The organism is Paenibacillus rhizophilus (assembly GCF_003854965.1).
In the GTDB taxonomy this organism is placed as follows: Bacteria; Bacillota; Bacilli; order Paenibacillales; family Paenibacillaceae; genus Paenibacillus_AQ; species Paenibacillus_AQ rhizophilus.
On record NZ_RQPI01000010.1, the window covers coordinates 127,496 to 153,217 of the forward strand.

General features: G+C 41.4%; 19 protein-coding genes. All 19 read left to right on the forward strand.

Annotated features, from left to right (window positions below; genetic code table 11):
* The first annotated feature begins 1 nt into the window (after position 1).
* The 19 genes from EH198_RS16960 (at position 2) to pcrA (ending at position 25,688) form a co-directional block, all read left to right on the forward strand.
* A complete protein-coding gene (locus tag EH198_RS16960) occupies positions 2-1,231 on the forward strand; it encodes an ABC transporter ATP-binding protein (RefSeq protein WP_246014378.1) in 1,230 nt (409 codons plus the stop codon).
* Positions 1,228-2,820, forward strand: coding sequence for a class I SAM-dependent methyltransferase (locus tag EH198_RS16965; RefSeq protein WP_124696708.1), 1,593 nt, complete (start codon positions 1,228-1,230; stop codon positions 2,818-2,820). The genes EH198_RS16960 and EH198_RS16965 overlap by 4 nt, the downstream gene beginning before the upstream one ends.
* Before the next feature lie 73 nt (positions 2,821-2,893).
* Positions 2,894-5,185, forward strand: coding sequence for a glycosyltransferase family 2 protein (locus tag EH198_RS16970; protein ID WP_246014380.1), 2,292 nt, complete (start codon positions 2,894-2,896; stop codon positions 5,183-5,185).
* Between the two features lie 74 nt (positions 5,186-5,259).
* Complete coding sequence (locus tag EH198_RS16975) at positions 5,260-5,607, forward strand: DMT family transporter (RefSeq protein ID WP_124696709.1); 348 nt, start codon at positions 5,260-5,262, stop codon at positions 5,605-5,607.
* A 27-nt stretch (positions 5,608-5,634) separates the two neighbouring features.
* Positions 5,635-7,635, forward strand: coding sequence for a glycosyltransferase family protein (locus EH198_RS16980; protein WP_124696710.1), 2,001 nt, complete (start codon positions 5,635-5,637; stop codon positions 7,633-7,635).
* 20 nt (positions 7,636-7,655) lie between these two features.
* Positions 7,656-8,768 carry an FAD-dependent oxidoreductase gene (locus EH198_RS16985; RefSeq protein WP_124696711.1) on the forward strand — a complete coding sequence of 371 codons (1,113 nt, stop codon included), beginning with the start codon at positions 7,656-7,658 and terminating at the stop codon, positions 8,766-8,768.
* Positions 8,765-9,739: a glycosyltransferase gene (locus tag EH198_RS16990; RefSeq protein ID WP_124696712.1), complete on the forward strand. Its 975-nt coding sequence runs from the start codon at positions 8,765-8,767 to the stop codon at positions 9,737-9,739. The genes EH198_RS16985 and EH198_RS16990 overlap by 4 nt, the downstream gene beginning before the upstream one ends.
* 15 nt (positions 9,740-9,754) lie before the next feature.
* Positions 9,755-10,531, forward strand: coding sequence for an NAD-dependent epimerase/dehydratase family protein (locus EH198_RS16995; protein WP_124696713.1), 777 nt, complete (start codon positions 9,755-9,757; stop codon positions 10,529-10,531).
* Entirely contained in the window at positions 10,528-11,343 is an 816-nt protein-coding gene (locus tag EH198_RS17000) for a sugar phosphate isomerase/epimerase family protein (protein ID WP_124696714.1), read from the forward strand. The genes EH198_RS16995 and EH198_RS17000 overlap by 4 nt, the downstream gene beginning before the upstream one ends.
* Before the next feature lie 17 nt (positions 11,344-11,360).
* Positions 11,361-12,182, forward strand: coding sequence for a glycosyltransferase family 2 protein (locus EH198_RS17005; protein WP_124696715.1), 822 nt, complete (start codon positions 11,361-11,363; stop codon positions 12,180-12,182).
* A gap of 137 nt (positions 12,183-12,319) precedes the next feature.
* The gene (gene rfbB / locus EH198_RS17010; RefSeq protein WP_124696716.1) at positions 12,320-13,342 is read left to right on the forward strand and encodes a dTDP-glucose 4,6-dehydratase; all 1,023 of its coding nucleotides are present in this window, start codon (positions 12,320-12,322) and stop codon (positions 13,340-13,342) included.
* Positions 13,342-14,211, forward strand: a complete 870-nt coding sequence (rfbD, locus tag EH198_RS17015) for a dTDP-4-dehydrorhamnose reductase (RefSeq protein ID WP_124696717.1) — start codon at positions 13,342-13,344, stop codon at positions 14,209-14,211. The genes rfbB and rfbD overlap by 1 nt, the downstream gene beginning before the upstream one ends.
* 93 nt (positions 14,212-14,304) lie before the next feature.
* Complete coding sequence (locus EH198_RS17020) at positions 14,305-17,544, forward strand: hypothetical protein (protein ID WP_124696718.1); 3,240 nt, start codon at positions 14,305-14,307, stop codon at positions 17,542-17,544.
* A 283-nt stretch (positions 17,545-17,827) separates the two neighbouring features.
* On the forward strand, positions 17,828-18,808 hold the full coding sequence (locus tag EH198_RS17025; RefSeq protein WP_124696719.1) for a glycosyltransferase family 2 protein: 981 nt from the start codon (positions 17,828-17,830) through the stop codon (positions 18,806-18,808).
* Positions 18,809-19,080: 272 nt separating this feature from the next.
* The gene (locus EH198_RS17030; RefSeq protein WP_124696736.1) at positions 19,081-20,028 is read left to right on the forward strand and encodes a glycosyltransferase family 2 protein; all 948 of its coding nucleotides are present in this window, start codon (positions 19,081-19,083) and stop codon (positions 20,026-20,028) included.
* The gene (locus tag EH198_RS17035) at positions 20,025-21,431 is read left to right on the forward strand and encodes an undecaprenyl-phosphate glucose phosphotransferase (RefSeq protein WP_124696720.1); all 1,407 of its coding nucleotides are present in this window, start codon (positions 20,025-20,027) and stop codon (positions 21,429-21,431) included. The genes EH198_RS17030 and EH198_RS17035 overlap by 4 nt, the downstream gene beginning before the upstream one ends.
* 92 nt (positions 21,432-21,523) lie before the next feature.
* On the forward strand, positions 21,524-22,405 hold the full coding sequence (locus EH198_RS17040) for a phosphatidylinositol-specific phospholipase C/glycerophosphodiester phosphodiesterase family protein (RefSeq protein ID WP_185702934.1): 882 nt from the start codon (positions 21,524-21,526) through the stop codon (positions 22,403-22,405).
* Positions 22,406-22,561: 156 nt separating this feature from the next.
* Positions 22,562-23,287 (forward strand): heptaprenylglyceryl phosphate synthase, encoded by a 726-nt coding sequence (gene pcrB, locus EH198_RS17045; protein ID WP_124696737.1) that lies wholly within the window; start codon positions 22,562-22,564, stop codon positions 23,285-23,287.
* 49 nt (positions 23,288-23,336) lie between these two features.
* The gene (gene pcrA / locus EH198_RS17050; protein ID WP_124696722.1) at positions 23,337-25,688 is read left to right on the forward strand and encodes a DNA helicase PcrA; all 2,352 of its coding nucleotides are present in this window, start codon (positions 23,337-23,339) and stop codon (positions 25,686-25,688) included.
* Positions 25,689-25,722 lie beyond the last annotated feature (34 nt).

Genomic DNA, 25,722 nt, shown 5'->3' on the forward strand with positions numbered 1-25,722 from the left:
AGTGAGACTATTGAGCGGGATAATAGAAATTAATAATCTGGTGAAAAAATACAAGTTATACAATAAGCCAACCGATCGTTTTAAAGAAGCGGTACATCCCTTCAATAAAATCTATCATAAGGAATTTGTCGCCTTGGATGGAATTACACTTTCCGTAGAGAAGGGAGATGCTGTTGGGATACTTGGGAAGAACGGCTCCGGCAAATCCACGCTCCTAAAAATAATCACGGGAGTATTGTCGCCAACCGTCGGAAGTGTTGAAATCAATGGGAAGATTTCTGCTATTTTGGAACTGGGGGCCGGGTTTAATCCTGAATATACGGGCCGGGAGAATATCTACTTGAACGGTTTAATGATGGGTTATAGCAGAGAAAAGATGGATGAAAAAATTGACTCCGTAATCGAATTTGCCGATATCGGTAAGTTTATAGATCAACCTGTCAAAGTATACTCTAGCGGTATGTTTGCCAGACTTGCCTTTGCTGTATCCATAAATGTGGAGCCCGATATTTTGATCGTTGATGAAGCTCTGGCTGTTGGAGATACACGGTTCCAGACAAAGTGTATTGATAAAATGAAGGAATTAAAGAGAAACGGCACTACGATCCTCTTTGTCTCTCATGCTTCGGAGCAAGTAAAGAGGTTCTGTAATAAAGCGGTTTGGATAAAGAATGGGAAAATAGAAGCGCAGGGAGAATCAAGTGAGATCGTAGATTTGTACGAGGATTATATGAGAAACGATACAGAACAGTTAACGGAGGGAACTAAGCCGAGAGCAAGCAAAGAGATTTCTTCTATAGAGCCGGATTTTGTTCTCCCTTCCAATCCTGATGTGCTAGCTCTTATTACAAATGTTCAAATTAATAAAACGTCATTTCGAACATTTGAAGAGTTAATTGTAGAAATAGAATATGAAGTATATGAAGAGTCCATTGAGGATCTACTTTTAGGCGCAGCTATTTATACGCCGAGTCGGGATTATATTTTTGGTCCAAATACTTTTTTGGAAAATATATCAATCCCTAATAGCATGGGAAGACATAAAGTGAATTATTGTATTCCACAACTTCCCCTATTGGGTGGAACCTTTTGTTTGGATGTGGGTCTTTTTAATAATGAGGGAATCGTCAATTTACATTATATGGAGAACGGAGTATCTTTTACTATAACCAATAAGTACTTTTCAGAAGGATTAGTTTATATAAAGCACAATTGGGAGGTACTAAAATGATAGATGTTCTTTTTGATCAATATCAACGGTATCAAAATGTTACTGATATAATTAATTCGATGAGGATGTCTGGGCAAGTCTTTAATATTCTTGAGGTTGGTGCCAACGAACATCAGAACTTAGAGAAGTTCTTGCCGGTTGACCAAATAACCTATCTAGATATACAATTGCCTGAATATTTACAGAATAATCCTAAATATATAATAGGTGATGCAACCTCAATGGATTTTTCTGATAATCAATATAATATCGTTGTTGCATTAGACGTGTTCGAACATATCTTTGAAAAAGATCGTGAAAAATTTTTAAATGAACTTAATAGAGTTAGTTCTGATTTTTTTGTTATTACAGCCCCTTTTCATTCTCCTGAAGTGGTTGAAGCTGAAAGAAGGGTTAATGCGGTATACAAATCGATCTTTGGCAAAGATTTTATCTGGTTAGAAGAACATATGATGAACGGTCTGCCCGTTTTGACTAAGATGTCTGAGTATCTTAAAGCGCAAAACATTCAGTTTGAGATTATTAATCATGGAGATGTGCGTATCTGGGAAAGGCTAATGGCTATACATTTCATTGCGGCTCAAGACTCCCGATTGGGGGTTTATAGAAATGAAATAGATAGGTTTTACAATCAACATCTTTTTGGAAATGATTTTGTGGAGGAGTCTTATAGAAAAATATGTGTAGGATCAAAAAATAGAAACTTATCTGCTTTACCATTAAGAAAAATAAATTTATCTAAAAAAGAAGAAAATCTATTAAAACTAGACAGTATGGAAAAGATCTTCTATAGCTTAGCTAACTTGCCTTTGAAAATAAACAAAGATGATGCTTCTGGAGACTTTATTCAGATTTTTAAAGATGAAGGGGCAGGATTCACTGAAGATAAAAGTATTAAATTCAACCTGAAAAGTATCAGACAGCACATACATGCTGATCTTGAATCTCAGAAGCTTAAATCAATAAGAATTGACCCGTCTAATTTTAAAGGCTCATTTGAAATAAAAAATATTATAGTTACTATAAACAATCAAAACAACCTTCCAAAAGCAGCATATACGATTAGTGGGAATTTCAATCTGAAATTTAATAACACTTTTATTTTCCTTGAAGATGATCCTTATGTAATTCTGAATTTTTTAATGGAAGAAGCTATAAAAGAAGTGAGTTTCGACATTGTTAAGCTTTCCCAAGATGATGCTTCCATTTCTATAGCTGACTATTTCACTGAACACATGGGAATTATCGGTGAAAAGATGAGATTGATGGGAATTTCACATGCAAAAAGTATTGAGGAATTGAAACAGCAAATATCAGAATTGTCGGCAAAGAATAGCGAACTGATGAAAACAAATCAATCATTAATTATGGAAGTGGAGAATCATAAATTTTCGAATGATACTTGCAGGGAAACTATAAATGAAATTAGCCAAAAAAATACTCAGTTAACCCAAACAAATGGGGAGTTACACCAAACTATTCTTGAATTACAACAAGTGAATAACAGTAACGCAGCTGAGTTAAAAGCCATATATGAGTCTAGAGGATGGATTTATTTAACAAAAATTAAAAATCTCATAGGGAAATAATATTAAGAGAGTAGGTGCTTCTTTGTTTTTAAGAATAAAATCGATTTTTTTTATCTTTCTTAGAATATTTGGGGTGAAAAGTAAACTGGAATTAATTCCTTTGAATGACTTGAAGAAAGATGGAGACCGATGGGTTTCATATGGGGCGGATCCCAGTTTTTTAATACATGGAGAATTTGGTGTTGGTTGGAATGAAATGTCATGGAGTTCAAATTCTGAGGAGCGTATCCCCTTAAAGATGTACTGGGATAATGGCGAAGATTTTAACGAAGGCCGCAGTCTGATTATCGGAGAAATCAGCAAAGGTAATTCCAATACTAAAACGTATCTTTATATTCCTGACGATGCAATAGCAATCAGATTGGATCCTGGTGAAAAGAAACTTGACTTTAGTTTTAGCAATTTGAAAGTGAAGAAAGTTAGCAGAATCTGTGTTGCTGTTAAAGCTTTAAGAAACTACTCTTTTCAAAGAGGTTATGGCTACAGAGGTATTGTCAGTTTGATAAGGAAAGTTCTGAACGCTATCAAAACTAGTGGTATAAAGTCACTATGGGCTAATGCTAAACAAATTATGGAGTACAATAGCAATAGTTTGGTTAACGATTATAGTAGTTGGCTTGAGAATAGCATAATTTTGGAAAAAGAAATTTCTCAAATAAATGATGAAATTGAAGCTTTTGAATATAAGCCATTAATATCTATTATTCTTCCTGTTTATAATATAGAAGAGGTTTGGCTGAGGAAATGCATCGATTCCGTATTGGCGCAGTATTATTCTAATTGGGAATTATGCATTTCCGATGATGCTTCTACTAAATTACATATCGCGAAGGTGCTAGAAAATTATAAAGCTCGTGATAGTAGGATAAAGGTAGTATATAGAAGTGAAAATGGACATATTTCTAAATCATCAAATTCTGCTTTGGCGATTGCTACCGGTGAATTTATCGCACTGCTCGATCATGATGACGAATTAACTCCAGATGCTCTTTATGAAAATGTTTTACTGCTTAACAGATTTCGTGATGCAGATATTATTTATAGCGATGAAGATAAGATCTCAATCGAAGGGGAGCGATTCTCTCCCTTCTTCAAGCCGGATTGGTCTCCTGATTTGTTACTCTCTCAAATGTATATTTGTCACCTGACAGTGTGTCGTAAATGCCTGATTGATCAAGTTGAAGGGTTCCGCGAAGGGTATGAGGGAAGTCAGGATTTTGACCTAATGTTAAGGGTTACTGAATTAACCGATAATATTTATCATATTCCCAAAATCCTTTACCACTGGAGGGCAATTCAGAACTCTACCGCTTCTAGCGGATCGTCTAAAGATTATACACATATTGCTGGTTTGAAAGCGGTAGAGGATGCTTTAGCTAGAAGAAAATTGCCTGCAACTGTTGTATCAGTAGAAGGTCATTCAAATATATACTTAACTAGGTTTAGGCCTACCAGTAACCCTAAGATTTCTATTATTATTCCAACGAAAAATATGGCCTCTGTACTAAAAACATGTTTGGATTCCATTTTTACAAAAACTAAATATTTTAATTATGAAGTTATTATAATTGATAACGGAAGTACAGAGCCTGAAATTTTTAAATTGTATAAATATTGGGAAAAAAATGAAAAAGAGAGATTTAAAGTCTATGTGTTGGACATTCCTTTTAATTACTCAAAGTTAAATAATTTTGGCGCAGAAAAGGCGAGTGGAGACTTATTACTATTGTTGAATAACGATACCGAAGTTATCTCCGAAGATTGGTTGCAGGAAATGGCTGGACAAGCAATTCGTCCAGAAATAGGAGCTGTAGGTGCATGTTTATATTACCCTGATAAAACATTGCAACATGGAGGAGTTGTACTAGGTCTTGGAGGAGTGGCCGGGCATAGCCATAAACATTTTGCTTCGGATAGTTCTGGGTATTACCGAAGATTAAAAATTGTATCAAATTATACAGCTGTAACAGCTGCATGCTTAATGATACGTAAAGAAATATTTTTTGAAGTGAACGGTCTAGAAGAGGAGCTGCAAGTTGCTTTTAATGATGTTGATTTCTGTTTGAAAGTTTGGAGCTTAGGATATAACAATTTATGGCTACCGCATGTGAAATTATATCATTATGAATCAAAAAGTAGAGGATATGAAGACACCCCGGAAAAACAACTTCGATTTGCTGGGGAGATCGAATGGGTAAAAAATCGTTGGTCTAAGATTTTGAACAATGATCCAGCTTATAATCCTAATCTATCTAAAGACAGAGAAGATTTTTCAATAGGCATCCCCTCTGAAATTTATGAAAACAATCTTAATATAATGAGATGTAAAAAAGAGAACGTACATTCAAATAAAGTAAATATTTAAACTTATAATTTTAGAAATCAGGTATTTTAGAAATTAGCTATATTAGTTCTATTTAAGTTAGCGAGGAATGAAAAATGTGGATATACTTATTTGTTTCAATTATACTCAACGTCTCTGCTCAGACAATTCTAAAGTTTGGATTAAACAAACTGCAGTTGGATACTATAAATTCTGAGAGTATAGTCAAAATCATTTCTACGCCAAACATATGGTTTGGCGCTTTGCTTTATGGTGGAAGTTTTTTTGTTTATTTGTTTGCTTTGTCAAAAGGAGAAATTGGAAGGTTATCGCCCATTGCGCAGGCGCTAACTATTGTAGGTCTTGTACTGGTTTCCATAGTCTTCTTTCATGAAGGTATAACAGTATCCAAAACGATTGGCACTATCCTATTAGTAGCAGGTGCTATAGTTATTTTTCACTGATATTCAGCTTTGGGAGGCTGGGGGAAATTGAAGTTGGAAGAGAATCTTAGAAATACAAAACACAAATACAGTTTGTGGTTAGTCATAATTTTATTCTTCGGATATGTAAGTTGGATCTTAATAAACTATTATACTAGTTATACCGAAAGAATAGCCTTTCCACATTATTTAATTGCCTCAGTCTTATTTTATGGGCTTGTCATACTGCTTCTTAGGCAGATTAAACACAAAGAATTTACCTATATCATGCTTATTTTGCTGGGCCTATACTATATACTATTTCTCCCTTTTTTCTCGCCTATTGATGAGGGAGCCCATTTTGACTATATATTGCATATTATTCAACAGCACAAACTGCCTACTCTTTACGATATAATTAATACAAATGAGCTTTATAAAATTACTGAATGGTCAGTACCTAGCAACACTCAATATGAAGCTGTACAGCCTCCACTTTATTATTTAATTTCCTCTGTAATAGTAGCTCTTTTACAAAAAAACTTAGTACTATCCGTAATAATACTTCGTGTATTCGGCGTTTTACTTATTGTTCTCACTTACTTTTTTGTCCAAAAAACTTATAAGGAATTATGGCGGAAAGATTTAATCCAAAAATGCGATAACTTGTTCTATGCCTTTACTCTTTTATTTTTTTTAAATCCGGGCTTTCTAACAAGAATGACCACTATTAGTAATGAACAATTAGTTGTGTTTTTAATGACCGTATTAACTTATTATGTTGTAAAAACATTGGGTCAAAAACATTCTTTTAAACACTTAACGTTTCTTTCCTTGATAAGCGCAGGAATGATTTTGACTAAATTCACCTCCATATACATTATTGGAATCATTGTTCTATTTTACTTACTGAATAAAGAGATTAAGCAGGCTTTTAGTTATGTTATATCCACTGGGGTTCTTATATCACCATGGTTTATCTTTAATATGTACCATTATAAAGAATTGACCGCTAATAGCCTGCATGTAGCTTTTGTGAAAGGTATAGTAAATCCTAATAATATTCAATTATCACCCTATTATATCTTGCAAAAGACCAACCTTTTCCTAGGATCTTTTTGGAATCCACAAGAGAGTGGGTTTCCGGCAATAAGGGAGCCTTACTTCACGATCACGAACCTATTGTCATGGGTACTGATAGGGACACTTATCATAGCAACTATGTATGCAGTAAAGTCTTGGAAAATTCTTAAGGAAAGTAAATCTCAACTTATAACTCTCCTTACCTCCAGTATTTTATTGAATATAATTGTTCTGTGTTATGGGACTATTTCACAAGACGTTGATATAATGATTGGTAGATATGTATATATGAATTCAATTTCATTTATTATACTGACAGTCATACTGACTCAAAAAGTAATTGTTAAAAAGTATCATCATTTATTTGGATTAATTTTACTTGCTTTAGTTTGTTTTTTAACTATTAATTTTATGTTTGATATAGCTCAGTCAAAGCAGAATTTCGCCACATTGATCAAAACAAATGTTCTTGAACGAAGGATTTCATTATCGAATTATCAACAAAAGATATACGATCCACTATTAAACACTCAGAATTTGAAGGAGGTCCCTTCATTACTGAAAAAAAATAACGTTGTAAAGCTGGGCTATTCAAATATATTTTATCCTGAAACATATCAGTTTAATAACATTAGTTTAGAGAGTTCGAATAAGTTAAAAATTATTGGCAATGACCCTTTCCTTGCTGTATCCTTAAACAATGCTCATTCCGTACAAACCGCGGACTTGATTATGGTAACCCTAAACAATGTACAGCAGGATGGGGTAGGGCAATTGTTTTGGGATGATGGAACTGGATATTCAGAGAATAGGTCCATTAAGTTTTCAATCTTGAAAGGCGAACATTCATACTTCATACCGGTTGGAAGAAACACTTTCTGGCTGGAGAGTAAAGATATTAAGAAAATCAGGTTGGATGTTGATGGATATACTTTCAATAATAAGTTTATATTAAAAGAATTTATGCTTACAAAAGTAATGGACTGATCTGAAAGGGATGACAAGTTTTGAAGTTCGATTATGTGATATTTGGTGCGGGCATTTATGGGCTTTATGCAGCGCATTTGCTTGCTAAGAAGGACTTGAAAGTGGCTATTATAGAATTCGATGATAAACCTTTACAGCGAGCTAGTTATATTAACCAAGCCAGGGTGCATAATGGCTATCATTATCCTAGGAGTGTATCCACGGCTGCAAAATCGGCAAGCTATTATGAGCGGTTTTCCAGGGATTTTTCGTTTTCTATCAATGATAGTTTTAAAAAGATTTATGCTATATCTGCCAATGACTCGTTGACAAACGCGGAACAATTTTTGAATTTCTGTGAGTATGTCAATATTCCAGCCTATGAAGTCAGCAGCAAGCCTTATTTTAATCCCGGCTTGGTAGAGGCGACGTATGAAACTGTAGAGTTTAGCTATGATGCAAATATTATACGCAACTGGTATGTGGAAGAGCTGGGGAGTTTCAAAAATGTAACAATTTATTATAATAAACATCTAGATCGGAGCTTTAAAGAAGAAACTGATTTCAGCCTGTTTTTTAAAGATGGCGATGTTATAACTACACCCAAAATACTTAACGCTACTTATGCAAGTATCAACCAAATATTAAAGATTTTTGATTATGATTTGTTTACTACAAAATATGAAATATGTGAAGTTATAATGACTAAGGTATCGCAAAGCATGAAAAATGTAGGGATAACCGTTATGGATGGTCCATTCTTCTCGTTGATGCCATTCGGCGTAAGCGGGTACCATTCATTGACTTCGGTAGGTCATACTCCACATGAATCATCTTTCAATCCATTACCGGAATTCACATGTCAGAATTATCGGGAGGATTGTTCAAAGGATCAGCTCCAGAACTGCAATACTTGCTTTGTTAAGCCAGAGTCAGCGTGGAACAGAATGCACCAGTTAGCTAAGAAATATTTGATGCCAGATATTGCTGTAGCCTATGAAAGCTCATTATTCGCCGTTAAAGCGTTGATAAGCGCTTCAGAGCTGGATGATTCTAGACCTACTGTAATTAAGGAGTTTTCCAATTCACCGTCTTTTATTTCAGTATTTTCGGGGAAATTTAACACAATTTATGATTTGGAGGAAGTGCTATGAAAGAGCAGGTTTTTGTTTCTGTCGTTGTTTATGCTCATAATAATGAGTCAACGGTGGGTCATACACTGACTACGCTTGATCAACTGTTCGATAAAAATTTCAAAAGTTATGAAATTATATTAGTAAACGACTACAGCCAGGATGAAACAGTTATTAAAGCAAGGGAAGCTATCAAACAAATCCATGGCGATACCACCATAATTAACTTATCAAGAAAACATGGTATTGAACATGCGATGATGGCTGGTTTAAATAAATCTATGGGAGATTTTGTGTTCGAGATTGAGACTGCGACAATAGACTATCCTGTTGAACTGCTCTATGAGCTTTTCCAGATAGCAACCAAAAAGGGATTCGATATTGTAGCTGCAACAGCAGGTTCAACAAGTTGGAAGTCCAGACTCTTTTACAAAATGCTTAATAATCTATCCTACATGAAATTATCTCTACAAACCGAAACCATCAGACTCGTAACTCGTAGAGCACTCAATTCCATGCTGAATCTCAAAGAAAAGGTAAGATACCGCAAGGCTCTATATGAACTTACTGGATATTCCAAAAGTATCGTAACGTATCAATCCCTTTCCAAACCTAAAGGAAAGAAGCTGAACAGGGAGAATATATCACTGGCCATTGATGCTCTGGTTTCTTTCTCCAATGCTGGCTTAAAGGCCGCCCATTATTTAACATTTGCTTTCTTTGGATTCTCTATTTTTATGGGGGCCTACGCGCTCTATAATTATTTCTTTAATCAATCAGTTGTTGAAGGCTGGACAACATTAATGATTCTAATTTCTTTCGGTTTTGCCGGTTTGTTCTTTATATTCGGTGTAATTGGAGAGTATATTTCCAGAATTCTTACAGAAATTCAAAATCGACCATTCTACAGCACTAGCTCGGTTGAGATGTATAAAGAGAAAAGACAGCATCTCCAATTAGTAGAACGCAACAAAGATAATTTATCCGTTTAAAGGAGAGGTTTTACTTTGACAAGTTGTCTGATAGGCTATACGGGTTATGTAGGATCCACACTGCTGAGAAGTACAGCATTTGACGATTTGTATAATTCTAAAAATGTGGATGATATAAAGGGGAAAGACTATGACCTCGTTGTTTGCGCTGCCGCCCCGGCAGTAAAATGGAAAGCCAATAAAAATCCTGAAGAAGATTTGCAGAACATTGAAAAGATTATAGGAAACTTAAAAACAATAACGGCAAAGAAATTTGTTCTAATCTCAACTGTTGATGTCTACAAGAATCCTATTGAAGTAGATGAAGAAACCGAAATCATTCCTGAAGAAGTAACGCCGTATGGGCGACATAGATTTTATTTGGAAGAATTTATACAAAAGAAATTTCCGAACCATCTTGTTATAAGACTTCCCGGATTATTTGGAGAGGGTTTGAAGAAAAATTTCATTTATGATCTTATTCATACCAATTGTCTGCATTTAACTCATCGCGATAGTCAATTTCAATTTTATAATATGGACTCGCTCTGGAATGACATTAAAACCGCTTTAAATCAATCCCTCTCGTTAGTGAATTTTGTTATAGAACCGGTCAGTGCGCATGAGGTAGCTGAGGCAGCCTTAAATATTACATTTGATAATGTTACAGAGAATCCTCCAGTTTACTACGATATGCGCAGCAAATATAGCTATCTTTTTAACAATCATGAATCTGAAGGATATTTTAAAAATAAGAATGAAATCTTATCGGAAATAACGGCCTTTATATCGAAAGAGAGGGCTAAACTGTGAAGCTTTCTATCTCGAATATAGCTTGGGAAGCAGATGATGAGGAACAAGTTATAAAGGTATTACAAAGCCGTAATGTTACAGGTATAGAAATTGCTCCAACAAAAAAGTGGCAATCACCTGTTGAGTGTACAGAGGAAGAACTTAACAATTATCGAGTAGAATGGGTAGAGCGTGGTTTTGAACCAGTTGCCATGCAGTCTCTTTTGTTTGGCCAACCCGATTTAATTTTATTTGGTGAAGAGAATAGCCGAGTCCAATTAATGGACTATTTGAAAAAGATTATTAGAGTTGCTGGGGTTCTAGGGACAAAGGCAATGGTATTTGGCTCGCCTAAAAACAGATTGGCAGGCAGTTTAAGCCCTACTAAAAGACTTGATATTGCTATTTCCTTTTTTTATGAATTAGGGCAAGTTGCTATGGAAAATGGTGTAGTTTTTTGTATCGAACCCAATCCATCACAATATGGGTGTGATTTTATTACCGATACAGCTCAAGGTGTTGAACTTGTAAAAGCAGTTAATCATCCAGGCTTTAAATTACATTTAGACGCTGCAGCAATGAACCTAAATGGTGAGAACTACTATGAATCCATAGAGAAAAGCTTGCCTTATTTAGCCCATTTTCATGTAAGTGAACCTTATTTAGGTTTAGTAGGATCCAGTGTTATAGAACATCATCAATCGATTGCCAAAGTGCTTAAGGATCTTCACTATAAAAAATTTATTTCAATCGAAATGAAGAGCGGCTTACTGTCATCTAATGCTGAGAGCGTTAAGAAAGCTGTTGACTTTGTGGGAGCAACGTATCTCTGATAGGGGGACTTCAAACAATGAATAAGGAAAATTGGCAAGTTCCTGATTATGTGGAAAATGAGCTGATCGATAGATCGAGGAATAAATACTGTGTGTGTATACCGGTCATTAATGAAGGGGAAAAGATACAAAAACAATTAAAGAAAATGGCAGCTTTATCCTCTAATATTGACATTATTATATTAGATGGCGGAAGTACGGATAATTCGTTGAACCTGCAGTTTTTAGAGGAAGTAGGAGTTAAAGCGCTTCTTGTGAAGAAGGATACAGGAAAATTAAGTGCACAGCTCCGAATGGGGTTTGCATATGCCCTTGAAAAAGGGTATGAAGGCATCATTACTGTAGACGGCAATAATAAGGACAGTGTCGAATCTATTCCGTCATTTATAGAAAAACTTGATGAAGGCTACGATTTTGTACAGGGTTCGAGATATGTTCCTGGGGGCAGTGAAATTAACACACCTTTATCCAGGAAGCTTGCCATAAAACTGATCCATGCACCAGTCATTTCTTTAATTGCAGGTTTTCGCTACACAGATACGACCAATGGGTTCAGAGCCCATTCAAGGAGTTTTTTATTGGACCCTAAAGTTCAGCCGTTTAGAAATATATTTAGTACTTATGAACTGCTGGCTTATTTGTCAGTCAGAAGTTCCAGATTAAGATTCAGAGTGATAGAAATTCCTGTGACCAGAGCTTACCCCAAAGGGAAGATCCCTACTAAAATCAGCCCTTTAAGGGGTAATATGCTGCTCATGAAAATATTGTTTAATTTGGCACTAAAAAAATATAATCCTGAGTCTAATGTGGAATATCAAAAAGGGGCACAATCGCTTTAAATAAATAGCATAATATGCATTTTAGTGGCAACCTATTTATAAACAGCAGTAAACGAAATTCATTTCATCACACATGAGTGTTGTATAAGATAAATATTAAAAAAATATATCTGATGAAACAAAGGTGGGTTAACTAAATGAAACTCCTCGTCACCGGCGGAGCCGGGTTTATCGGAAGCAATTTTGTTATGTATATGCTGCAGCAGCATCCCGATTATCAAATCGTTAATGTGGATGCTCTTACGTATGCAGGGAATTTGGAGAACTTGAAATCGGTCGAGAGTCATCCGAACTACACGTTTGTAAAAGCGGATATTACGGATGTTCAAGCGATGGACGCATTGATCGGCCAGGGTGTGGATGTGGTCGTGAATTTTGCGGCGGAGTCTCATGTGGACCGGAGTATTTTGGAGCCGGATGTGTTTGTGAAGACGAACGTGCTCGGGACTCAGGTGCTGCTTGACGCGGCCAAAAAGCATAAAGTCACCAAGTTTGTACAAGTTTCGACCGATGAGGTGTACGGTACGCTTGGGGCGACCGGTCTGTTTACGGAAGAGACCCCGCTGACGCCGAACAGTCCTTATTCCGCCAGCAAGGCGGGTGGAGATTTGCTGGTGCGCGCTTATCATGAAACGTTCGGCCTGCCGGTTAATATTACGCGCTGCTCGAACAACTATGGCCCGTACCAGTTCCCGGAGAAGCTTATTCCGCTGATGATCTCCCGCGCTCTGGCTGACGGGGCGCTGCCGGTATACGGCGACGGCTTGAACATTCGCGATTGGCTCTACGTGGAAGATCATTGCAGCGCGATTGATCTGGTTATTCACAAGGGTGTACTGGGTGAGGTGTACAACATTGGCGGAAATAATGAGCGGACGAACGTGCATATCGTCAAGACGATTTTGCAGGAACTCGGCAAGCCGGAATCGCTGATTACGTATGTGCAGGACCGTCCGGGGCATGACCGCCGCTACGGCATTGACCCAACGAAGATTACGAACGAGCTTGGATGGAAGCCGAAGCATACCTTTGAAACGGGGATCAAAGAAACGATCCAGTGGTATTTGAACAATAAAGAATGGTGGACACGCATCCAGTCCGGTGAATACCAGAAGTATGCCGAAAAGCAATACGGCAGCCGCTTGGGAGATGCCCTGTAATGGCGAAGAAGATTCTGGTGACGGGGGCGGCGGGACAACTCGGCCGGGATGTGGTGCTGCTGCTGGAGAGACGGGGGTATGAGGTGCTGGCTTGCGACCGGCAGGAGATGGATATTACCGATCTCGACCAGTGCAGCAAGATTATTGGAGAATTCGGCCCAGAAGCCGTTATACACTGCGCCGCGCATACGGCAGTGGACGCCGCAGAGACGGATATTGACGCTGCATACTTGATCAATGCTGTGGGCACGCGCAATGTTGCGCTTGCATCGGAGAAAGTCGGCGCCAAGCTGGTTTATATCAGTACGGATTATGTGTTCGACGGACAAGGAAGCCAGCCGTATCATGAATACGACAACACGGATCCCAAGAGTATCTATGGCAAGTCCAAACGAGCCGGAGAAATTATGGTGCAAACTCTGTCTTCAAAGTATTTCATTGTCCGCACTTCCTGGGTGTATGGAAAGTACGGGAGTAATTTTGTGAAAACGATGCTTAAGCTTGGCCAGGAAAAACCGATGCTTCAGGTCGTGGACGACCAGAAGGGTTCACCGACGTATACGGTGGATTTGGCGAATTTCCTGTTGGAATTGATTGGGACGGAAAAGTATGGGGTTTACCATGCCTCCAATAGTGAAGCTTGTACGTGGTATGAGTTTACCCAGGCGATTTTTGCCGAGGCGGAGGAGATTCTGGGACTCAAGTTTACCGCCAAGCTGGAGCCGTGTACGACGGAACAGTTTCTGCGTCCCGCTCCGCGTCCGCGCAATTCGGTGATGGAGCATTTGTCGATACGGACGAACGGATTTCAGGATATACGGCCGTGGCGGGAAGGTCTCAGAAGTTTCCTTCTAGAGCTAAAAGTGTAAGGAGCTCAACTCCCGCATCATTCATAATGATACGGGAGTTTTATTTGCATATTATACTGCCAATTATTTCTGGAATTGAAGGGGATGTTGTTGTTGTTTGAGATTTTTAGGAAAAAATTGGTAATGGTATATAAATCTCCAAAAAAAATGTTAGTTTCCGTGTCAGCTTCAGCTCTTTTATTCTCATTATTACTAGCTTTAATATGTGTGAAAAGCGTATTAATATATAAGCCTAATATAAAGAACTTTTCAGATCATATTATGTCTTCTGCTACGGCTGCTAATCTGGATATAGCTGGCCGCATAAATACATATATTATCTTTTTAACCGGTTTGATTTTAATTGCAGCCTTCTTTTTCCTTGTAATATATAGAATGGTTATTAACAGGTGTAATGATAGTACATTACCTTTTATTCGCCTAATAACTGATCTTTCATTTATAGGAATAGTGGGTGTAGTAACAAGCATTTTATCTGCTGGACAAGATTTAGCTCTTTTCTTTATTGGAGAAGTCATTTTATTAGGGTGGATCTATATTAGGTTTTTTTACGACAGAAATATAGAATTAAGTATGTTTGTTTGGTATATATTCATGGCCATCCCACTTAGTTTATTCGTATGGGTTGTTTCAAAAAAGCTTCATTTATTGGATCGTTTACTAATTATAAATCTTGTAAAAAATTTAGAATTAAATATCGATGTCTTATATGTTATGTTAGTATGCTTCATATCAAGCACAATCTTGCTTTTTGTATGTGAGAAGTTATTTAAGCATGTCAGAGATAAAACAAATATAGAAGATGAGAGATTGAAAAATATAATGTTTATAGCCGGTATACCGGTTATGTTAACTGGAATCCTACAACCAATAATGCTTGAAGTACTAAATATATTCAATAAAAGATTCGGCATAATAACGAATAGATCACTTTTAATGTATTGTATATTATTCGCTATATGTTTGATCTTATTTATGATCATCTTCTTTTTTTTCAGAAATGATGAAAAATGGTTAAATATAGATAGAAAGAAATTGTTGTACAAGATTTATATCCCGATTATTTTGGCTTCAGTTGCTTTTATGATAGCACAACCAAGTCGAGTAGCTGGTGTAGGCAAAGAGTATTTTGAAATGGCTAATCATGGATTAGCGATTGATCAATTCTTTAAATATGGAAGCATCCCTATAATTGAAAATTATGATGCCCATATGCTCTATAATCAAGTGTTTGCTTACTTATATTCTTTTGTTAATGGGTATGAACCATGGGCGGCCTTTTTGTATGATAAGTATGTGGTAGTTATATATATACTCCTTGTGTATTATTTATTAAAGAATCTTATTGGGGAGATTAATTCATTTTTCTTTATTTTTACATTTCCTTTATTGGAGAATTTATTTAACATATTATACTTATTCTCGGGGATTATAGTTTTTTTTATTTACAGATGCGTTAAAGATGGTTCTATTTTTAATAATACTAAGTTCTGGCTGGCTGCAACATTCTTATGTATCTATAGACTTGACTTGGGTGTTGGAGCAATTATTAGCGGAGTGATTACCTATATAATTAGTTGTTTCATTTACAGGCAACGTTATTCGAAAATACTTAAATTTTTAGGTTCGGGTGTGATAATTATTTTCTCGGGGATAATTCTCTTTGTAGTATTATGTTTGATAAAGGGAGTATCTCCGGCGGACAGAGTTGTTGAATTTGTAAAACTATGCCAATCAAATCAAAACTGGGCTTATATTAGTGTAGGAGATTATAATTTAATAGCTTATACAGTAGTCTATTACTTATTGCCTATTTTGATATTAGTAATCTCATTAATTACTATTGGGAAATTTACAGTCTTACAAGATGAGGCACTTAAAGTAAATCAACAGAATTTAATAATGTTTTTCTATTTCTCATTTTTTTATTTGGCAAATATCTCAAGGGGGATTGTGCGGCACTCTCTAGTTGAAGGTAGTATAACTCATGCGTTAGGAACATTTTCATTAGCCATTTTATCGTACATGATAATTAGATTTGGTTATAAAGGTAAAATAGTCATCTTTTTAATAACTTCCATTATTACTATTGCATTGATTAATATAAATATGATTACGCTGAAAGGAAGTATATCTGTAACAACTAAAGCAATAACATCAACCAATTATTATCAACAATACACAAATTCATTTGACTTTAATGGATCTCGAGTTAGAGGAGAACTTTCGGATGCGACTCAGCTTAAAGACATATTAGACGCTACATTGAAGAAAGATGAGACATATTTTGATTTCTCGTCAACTAATTATTTCCATGCTTTAGTTAATCGAAAAAATCCTATCTATGCAAATCAATCTCCACTAATGATTAGTGATGATACAACACAAAAACTAGCTTTGAAAGAAATTAAATTGAACAATCCCTCATACGTCCTGATGCCGATTGGAGGGAGGCTAGGAAGTAGTATTGACAATATTTCTGTTGATTTTAAGTACTATATGCTTTCTGAATATATATACGAGAATTACACCCCTTTTATTAGGTTGGCCAATTTTGATCTTTATGTATTAAAATCAAAAAAAGATATTTATCATGATAAGTTAGTGGAAAAAGGATTATTTTCTAATGTTATAGAAGATCAACCTGAAGTTTGGGTGAGGGACATTGGGGATATTCCTTTATTATGGGCTGAACGGGATGGGAATGGTGCATTTCTAAAGGCCTCATCTCTTATTTATCCAATAATTAACTTCTATCAATTTTCCGTCGATACACAAGAGAAAATCATGGAACAACCATTATTCATAATATTAGAAATAGAAAGTGAAGCAAATCAACGTGCTGCAATCGAATTAAATTCTAAGAATAAGGATAAATTGGGGGAGTTTTTATTCAATATATCCAAAGGTAAACATAGCTATGCAATTCGCTTGAGTACAGATTATAAGTGGTGGAACAACAAAGTGGATAATTTATCCTTCTTGTTTGAATCAAAGGTGTCAATAAGTAAAATGTTGTATTATAATGATGTAAAAGGTAAATATTATTCTATAAATCCAGAGTCTAATCTACAGCTGAAATTATCAAATTTATCTGATGAACACTGGATTAACGGTATTGGAAAGGATAACTTTACACTATTATTTGATGCTACATTTAATAATTTAGAGCAATTAAGAGTAGGAAATAAATTAGTATTTAAAGATGGAAGAAAGGTTACAATTACTTCAGTAAACATTTCTGGGGCATACATTCATGTCTTAATTGGACAAAAGTTGGACGCTTATTCCGATATTGCTTCATTTCCGAATTCAATCGGCGTAAATGAATAACTTAACATTGACCTTTCTATTAGGATATTTCAGTTGTTTTATAAAGATCTGTTAAAGTACGATTATTAAACTAGAGGATTACGAAAAACAAATATTTAGAAAAAGAGTTAAGGTATTTGTGTCCGAAATAAGGTTACAACAGGAGATATTCTGGAACGACACTTTATAACAAATTCAAGACTCCCGGTCTGCACTGGCAGACCGGGAGTTTTTTGTTTAGGAAGTGACAAATTTACGATATACTATTGAATTAGACAATGACTAAAATAACAAGGAATAGACCATGACAAACAAAACGGTAAGTGTTCACATCGTAACGTATAACAGCGAAGCGGATATTATAGACTGCCTGAAGGCTGTACAGAATCAGGATTATCCTGTAGAACGAATTATTGTGGTCGATAACGCTTCTTCGGATGGAACGGTTCGGAGTATTGAAGCGTGGTACGAAAGCCCAAGAGGAGACGATACGCTGGGAGCAAGAGGGGGACTCGAATACGGCTGCCCAATTATCCCGAATAAATCCAACACCGGCTTCGCTCCCGCCCACAACCAGGCGATTGCTGCGAGTGGTTCCAATTACGTCCTGGTGCTTAACCCTGACGTTGCGCTGGCGCCGGATTATGTGTCCAGGCTGGTGACCCGAATGGAAGCTGATCCAAGGATCGGCAGCGCCACCGGAAAACTGCTGTTCAAGGCAGACCCGGGTAAGGTGGACAGTACGGGGCTGCGGATGAACAAGGCCCGGAGAGCTTTTGACCGGGGAGCGGGGGAGCCGGCGGAGCATTGGATGGACTCGGGCGAAGTGTTCGGGGTATCGGGCGCGGCGGCGATGTATTCGCGGCGGATGATTGAGGAGATCAGCGTGGACGGCGAGTTTTTTGACGCGGATTTTTTTGCCTACAAGGAAGATGTCGATGTGGCGTGGCGGGCGCGGCTACTGGGCTGGAAGGCATATTACGACGCGGATGCGATTGGGTACCATGAACGGGGCTGGAAAGCATCGGGCCGCAGCGGAAAGCCGCTGTTTATCCGGCGGGTCTCATACATAAACCGCTATAAGATGATTTTTAAAAATGAGCCGGTTCGGACCGTGCTGAGAACTGTTCTATCGTCTCTCCCATACGAAATCGCCGCCCACGGATATATGCTGCTGAAGGAGCCGGGTGTGCTCAAGGCCTGGGGGAGTTTTTTTGTAGGATGGGATTCACTAAGAAAGAAGCGAAGATCGGTTCAGGAGATGGCGAAGCGCGGGAAAGGATGAGTGCGATGAAATCTTGCGGCAGCATCGAAGAGGTAAGGGCTAATATAGACAGGCTGGACCGGCAGATTGTGGCGCTTCGAGATCGTATTGAGCTTTAAAAAACATGAACTGCGGCTTCATTATGAACAGACCGGTGGACTGATTGGCGGTACAGAGACCAAATGAGTGAATGGATGAATCTTACTGAAAGCCTCCCGTATTTTGGGGAGGTTTTATGCTATAATATTGTCGATAGATTACTATTTTTGTCTGGAGCGTAAGCAAAAGTGAATATCGATGCCAGCATCATCATTGTCAATTACAATACGTGCCGCCTGACAGTAGATTGTCTGCAGTCGGTGTATGACTCGGAAACGAAATATGCCTATGAAATTATTGTGATAGACAATCATTCCTCAGACGGATCGGCAGATGTCATCCGGGAGAGATTTCCGCAGGTGAAGCTTACCCAGAATCAGGAGAACACCGGATTTGCGCGGGCCAATAACCAGGGAATGAATATTGCCGAAGGCAGATACATTCTGCTGCTGAATTCGGATACGGTGGTGCAGCGGGACACGCTGGAGACGATGATTGCCTTGATGGACCGGCGGCCGGAGCTCGGGGCTTCGGGGTGCAAGGTGATTTTGCCGGACGGAAGTCTGGATAAGGCATGCAAACGGGGATTTCCGACCCCTGCGGCTTCCTTCTATTATGCGTTCGGGTTCAGCAGGCTGTTTCCCGACAATCCGAGATTCAACGGTTACCAATTGGGATATCTGGACCCTGACAAGGAGTATGAAGTCGATTGTCTGGTCGGCGCATTCATGCTGGTAAGGCGGGAAACGATTGAGCAGATTGGCGGACTGGACGAGACCTTTTTTATGTACGGTGAGGATCTGGATTGGTGTTACCGGATCAAGGAAGCCGGCTGGAAGATTTACTATTATCCAAAAGCTTTCATCGTGCACCTGAAGGGCGGCAGCGCGCGGCGCAGACCGCTCAAGATCATTTATGAGTTTCACCGCGCCATGGTTGTCTTTCACCGTAAGCATTACAGCAGGCAGTATCCTTTTCTGGTAAATGGGGCCGTATACGCCGGGGTAGGCGTCAAGTTTGCCGCAGTTCTTCTGCGTAATGCCCTGACGTTTGGACGGCGGAAGCAAGTGCCTGTGCCAAGCCTCTCTACCGCGGGTGACGCCGGCACGCGTTCCGAATCGAATGCCGAGGTGAGATTATGATTCGCCGCAATCAGCGGTTTTTGACGCAGCTTTATATGGTCGCCGACTTTATTATCATTCAGGCTGCCTTTCTGCTCTCCTGGTGGCTGAAGTTCAAGAGCGACTGGATGCCTTACGAGAATCATATGACGGTGGAATCGTATGCGTATTGGAGCTTAATTTATGGTGGAATCGCCGTGTTGCTCGGTATTCTGCTCACGCTGTATATGCCGAAACGGAAGAAGCGGTTTGCCGATGAGTTCCTGAAGATTTTTCAGGTGCATGTGATGGGCATCTTCATCCTGCTCGGTTTGATGTATTTTGTGAGAGAAATCGACATTTCCCGCCAATACTTGTCCATTTATATCGGCATTATTATGCTCTCGACCATGCTGTACCGGTATGTACTGAAGAAGATGCTGAAGTCTTTTCGGGAAAAAGGGTTCAACCGCCAGTTTGTGCTCATTCTCGGAGCGGGCACGCTGGGCAGAAGAATTTACGATAATCTTGCCCAGTACCCTGAGCTCGGTTACGAGATTATCGGCTTTCTGGACGATTACCAAACATGGGATACTCTCGACTCCCAGCGCTATAAGCCGATTCTCGGCAAGCTCGATGAGCTGCCGTCTATGCTGGAGACGATGCTGATCGACGAGGTGGTTCTCGCTCTGCCGCTGGATGTGCACCACAAGTTTCCCACCATTATCGCGACCTGCGAAAGGGCAGGGGTCCGAACGCTGATCATTCCGGATTTCTTCGATTATCTGCCTGCGCGTCCGTACTTCGATAATTTTGCCGGATTGCCAATGATCAATGTGCGCGATATCCCGCTGGACATGACGGCTAACCGGATGGCCAAGAGGCTGTTCGATATTATATTTTCGCTGTTCGCCATTGTGGTAATGAGTCCGATTTTGCTGATTGTGGCGCTTGGAGTGAAGCTGACTTCGCCGGGACCGGTGATTTTTCGGCAGGAACGGGTGGGACTCAACCGCCGCACGTTCACGATGTATAAATTCCGCTCGATGAAAATGCAGCGGGACGGCGAGGAGGACACGGGCTGGAGCACGGAGCAGGATCCGCGGCGCACCCGGTTCGGGACATTTATCCGTAAAACGAGCCTGGATGAGCTTCCGCAGTTCTTCAACGTGTTGATGGGCCACATGAGCGTAGTCGGTCCGCGGCCGGAACGCCCCTACTATGTGGAGCAGTTTAAAGGAGAAATTCCGAAGTACATGGTCAAGCACCATGTACGTCCCGGAATTACCGGCTGGGCGCAGAGCAACGGTCTGCGGGGCGATACCTCGATTGAGGACCGGATCAAGCACGATATTTTCTATATCGAGAACTGGTCGCTTCTGTTCGATATCCGGATTATTTTCAAAACGATCCGCAACGGTTTTATCAATAAGAACGCTTATTAATGATGTCATCATACATCCGTTTCCCCGCTCCGCCGCTTGAAGGCGGGGCGGGGAATTGTTTTTTACAGACTATTTCCAAAGGAATCCTGCATATGAAGAAAAAAACAGTCTTGTCATTTGCCGTCCTGTTCTCGCTTGCTTTACTCCTCCTGCTGGCGCTGTCTTATAAGGATGAAGAAGAGTCTGGAACGGGGCTTGCCGCATACCGGATTGTCGCCCATGGGATGGGGAGTGTAAACGGTCATAAGTATACGAATGCCTTCGAAGCTTTTGTAGCCAATTATGAAGCTGGCACGAGGATGTTCGAAACCGATCTGCTGCTTACGAGCGACGGCAAGCTGGTGGCCAGGCATGAATGGACGAAGAATATGAGCAAGGAGCTGGGACAACTGGACGCTCTGCCTGCACATGAGCAGGGGAAGGCTCTCAGCTACGAAGATTTCATGAATACGCCGATTCTGGATATCTACTCTCCGATGGATTGGGATACTGTTCTTGATCTGCTGCAGCATTATCCGGACGCTTATATCGTGACAGACATCAAGAAATCCGGCAAGGCGATGGCGAAGGAGTTCGAAATGCTGGTGGAAAAGACCCTGGAGCGCGACCCTGCGCTGCTCACCCGGATTGTGCCGCAGATTTACAATCGCCCGATGCTCGAGGAGCTGAACAAGATTTATGCTTTTCCGCATGTCATCTATACGTTGTATGATTCCCCGGACAGCGACGAGGAGGTCATCGAATTCATCCAAAAAACGAACGTCGATATTACGATGCCTGTCGATCGCGCAAATGCCGGATTTGTAGGCAGGCTAAAGGACGCCGGCGCGCGCGTGTACGTCCACACTGTCAATGATATGAGGGAAATTCGGAGGCTGCATCGTTTGGGGGTGGACGGATTTTACACCGATTTTGTCTCCGAAAACGAGGTGAAGACGTCGGGTGGACTGCGCCGGTCTTTGTGGCCGAAATAGGCATAAGACTGTAATCGTTGGGAAGCCGAAGCGATTGACAGAAAAGGCGAAAAAATGTTCGTATTTAATTGACACGTCCAGCCGGCTATTTTAACATATAAGAAGTATAAGCTTGATGCTTATTAAACCGAGTAAGGATGGAAGATCATGACTGTGGTGCGACAAATGATTGAGAACTGGCGTCATGTGTTCAAGCTGGACCCGGACCGCGAAATCGGTGAAGGAGAGCTGAGGGCGGTCTGCCAGTCCGGTACGGATGCCATTTTGGTGGGTGGGTCTACAGGCATCACCTATGATAATACCGCCGGCCTTATGTCCAGAATACAGGATTATGGTGTAACGTGTGCGCTGGAAGTGTCCGATCTATCCGCTGTCGTGCCCGGCTTTGACGCCTATATGATTCCCATGGTGCTGAATACTCCCGATTCGGCATGGATTATCGGCCACCATCGAAGAGCCGTCGAGCGCTACGGTGATTTTATCCCCTGGGAGCTGCTGTTGACCGAGGGTTATATTGTGCTGAATGGAAATTCCGCCGTGGCCCGCCTGACCGGTGCGGATACGGGGCTGTCGGCGGACGGAGCGGCTGCATGTGCGCATATTGCGGACAAACTTATGACTCTGCCGATCGTCTATCTGGAATACAGCGGCAGCTTTGGAGATGTGGAGACAATGAAAGCCGTGCGCGAAGCCGTAGGCCGTGCCCGTCTTTTCTACGGCGGAGGAGTTACCGGACAGGAAGAGGCGAAGCTTGCGGCTTCTCTGGCCGATACGGTTGTCGTAGGCAACATTATTTATAGCGATATCGGGCGGGCGCTGTCGACGGTCAACGCGGTTAAGCAGACGCCGCCATCTAGCGAGCGATATAGTAGTTCTATATAGAACTACTTATGAAATAAGCGATTTAAGCTTGGAAAGGGGCATGTCCTACATGCAATCCGTTAACATACAAGATGCCGTAAGCCGGCTCAATCCTCCCCAGCGCCAGGCGGTCGAGGCGACCGATGGTCCGCTGCTCATCATGGCCGGAGCAGGAAGCGGCAAGACAAGGGTGCTGACCCACCGCATCGCCTGGCTGATTGCAAGCCGCAAGGCTCCGCCTTGGGCGATTCTTGCCATTACGTTCACGAACAAGGCGGCAAGAGAAATGCAGGAGCGGGTGTCCAAGCTCGTCGGACCGGAAGGTCGCGATATTTGGGTATCGACGTTCCACTCCATGTGCGTGCGGATCTTACGGAAGGATATTGAGCGGATCGGGTTTACGTCCAATTTCTCAATTCTGGATTCCACGGACCAGCTCTCCGTTATCCGCAGCTGCATGAAGGAACTGAATATCGACACGAAGAAGTTCGAGCCGAAGGCGGTGCAGTCGATGATCAGCACAGCTAAGAACGAACTGGTGACGCCTGCGCAGTATGAGATGAAGATCGGGGATTATTTTGAAGGCCTCGTTGCCAAAATATATACGATGTACCAAAAAAGACTCAAAAGCAACAACTCGCTCGATTTCGACGATCTGATCATGACGACGATCCAGCTGTTCAAGGACGTGCCCGAGGTGCTGGATTTCTACCAGCGGAAATTTAAGTACATCCATGTGGACGAGTATCAGGATACAAACCGGGCGCAGTACATGCTCTGCCGCATGCTGGCCGACAGCCATCACAATATTTGCGTCGTCGGCGACAGCGACCAGTCGATCTACCGCTGGCGCGGCGCCGACATCAGCAACATCCTCAACTTTGAGGAAGACTACCCAGAAGCCAAGGTCATTTTGCTGGAGCAGAACTACCGTTCAACCTCGAATATTCTGAACGCCGCGAACGGCGTTATCGCGCTGAATACCGGACGCAAGCCGAAGAAGCTGTGGACGGATTCGGAGGAAGGTCCGAAGATCAAGGTATACCGGGCCGATTCCGAGCATGACGAGGGCTATTTTGTATCCGGAGAAATCAGCAAGAATGTGAAAAAAGGAAAGCCGTACCAGGATCATGCAATTCTGTACCGGACCAACGCGCAGTCACGGGTCATAGAGGAAATTCTCATTAAATCGGATATTCCTTACCAAATTGTCGGGGGCATTAAGTTCTACGATCGTAAAGAAATCAAGGACCTGCTCGCTTACCTGCGGCTGCTGTCCAATCCCGACGACGATATCAGCCTGACCCGGGTGATCAATGTTCCAAAAAGAGGGCTCGGCGACACGACAGTCGGTAAGCTTGCCGACGCGGCGGCATCCCGAGGCATCTCCATCTTCCGTGTGCTGGAAACGGTGGATGACCTGGGCTTCGCCGGACGGACCCGGAACGGGCTGGTCGAGTTCTACGACATGATTCTGGCGCTCCACCGGATGGTGGAATTCCTGTCGGTGACGGAGCTGACGGAGAAGGTGCTGGAAATGTCGCAGTACAAGCTGGAGATGCAGAAGGAGAACACGATTGAATCGCGTTCCCGCTTGGAGAATATTGACGAATTCCTATCGGTGACGATGGAATTTGAGAAGAATAACGAGGATAAGTCGCTCGTTTCTTTTCTGACCGATCTGGCTCTGATCGCCGACATCGACAGTATGAACGATACGGATGAAGACCGCAGCGACGCCGTCGTGCTCATGACAATGCACAGCGCGAAGGGGCTGGAGTTTCCGGTCGTGTTCATCGTCGGAATGGAGGAAGGGGTGTTCCCGCACAGCCGAGCTTTTCAGGACAATGATGAGCTGGAAGAAGAGCGGCGGCTGGCGTATGTGGGTATTACCCGGGCCGAGAAGCAGCTGTTCCTCTCCTGCGCGCGGATGCGTACGCTGTTCGGGCGGACGACGGCCAACCCGCCGTCCCGCTTCCTGGACGAGATTCCGGAGGAACTCAAGGAAGACACCGTCATGAACGCCGACCGTTTCCGCCGGGGAGGCGATGTAGGCGGAGCCTACGGCGGCCGCGGATTCGGCGCAGGCGGCCGCGGCAATTTCGGCGGCGGCCGGAGCGGAGCGGCCGCGGCTTCATCGCCGGGCGCCGCTGCAGGCTACGGCGGCGCTTCGGCGTCCGCGGCGGCGGGCCGCAGCCGCGTGACCGTGACCTCGGGCGGAGCTGCGCCCCGCCCGGCTGGAGGAGGAGCGTCCGCCGATTTCAAGGCGGGCGACAAGGTCTCGCACGGCAAATGGGGCGTAGGCACCATTGTCGCCGTGAAAGGCAGCGGCAACGATATGGAGCTGCAGATCGCCTTCCCGGCGCCGGTGGGTGTGAAACGGCTGCTGGCCGGATTTGCGCCGATTTCTAAGGTGGAGTAAGAGTTCGGCTGCAGATGGCAAGCTCCGACCTGGA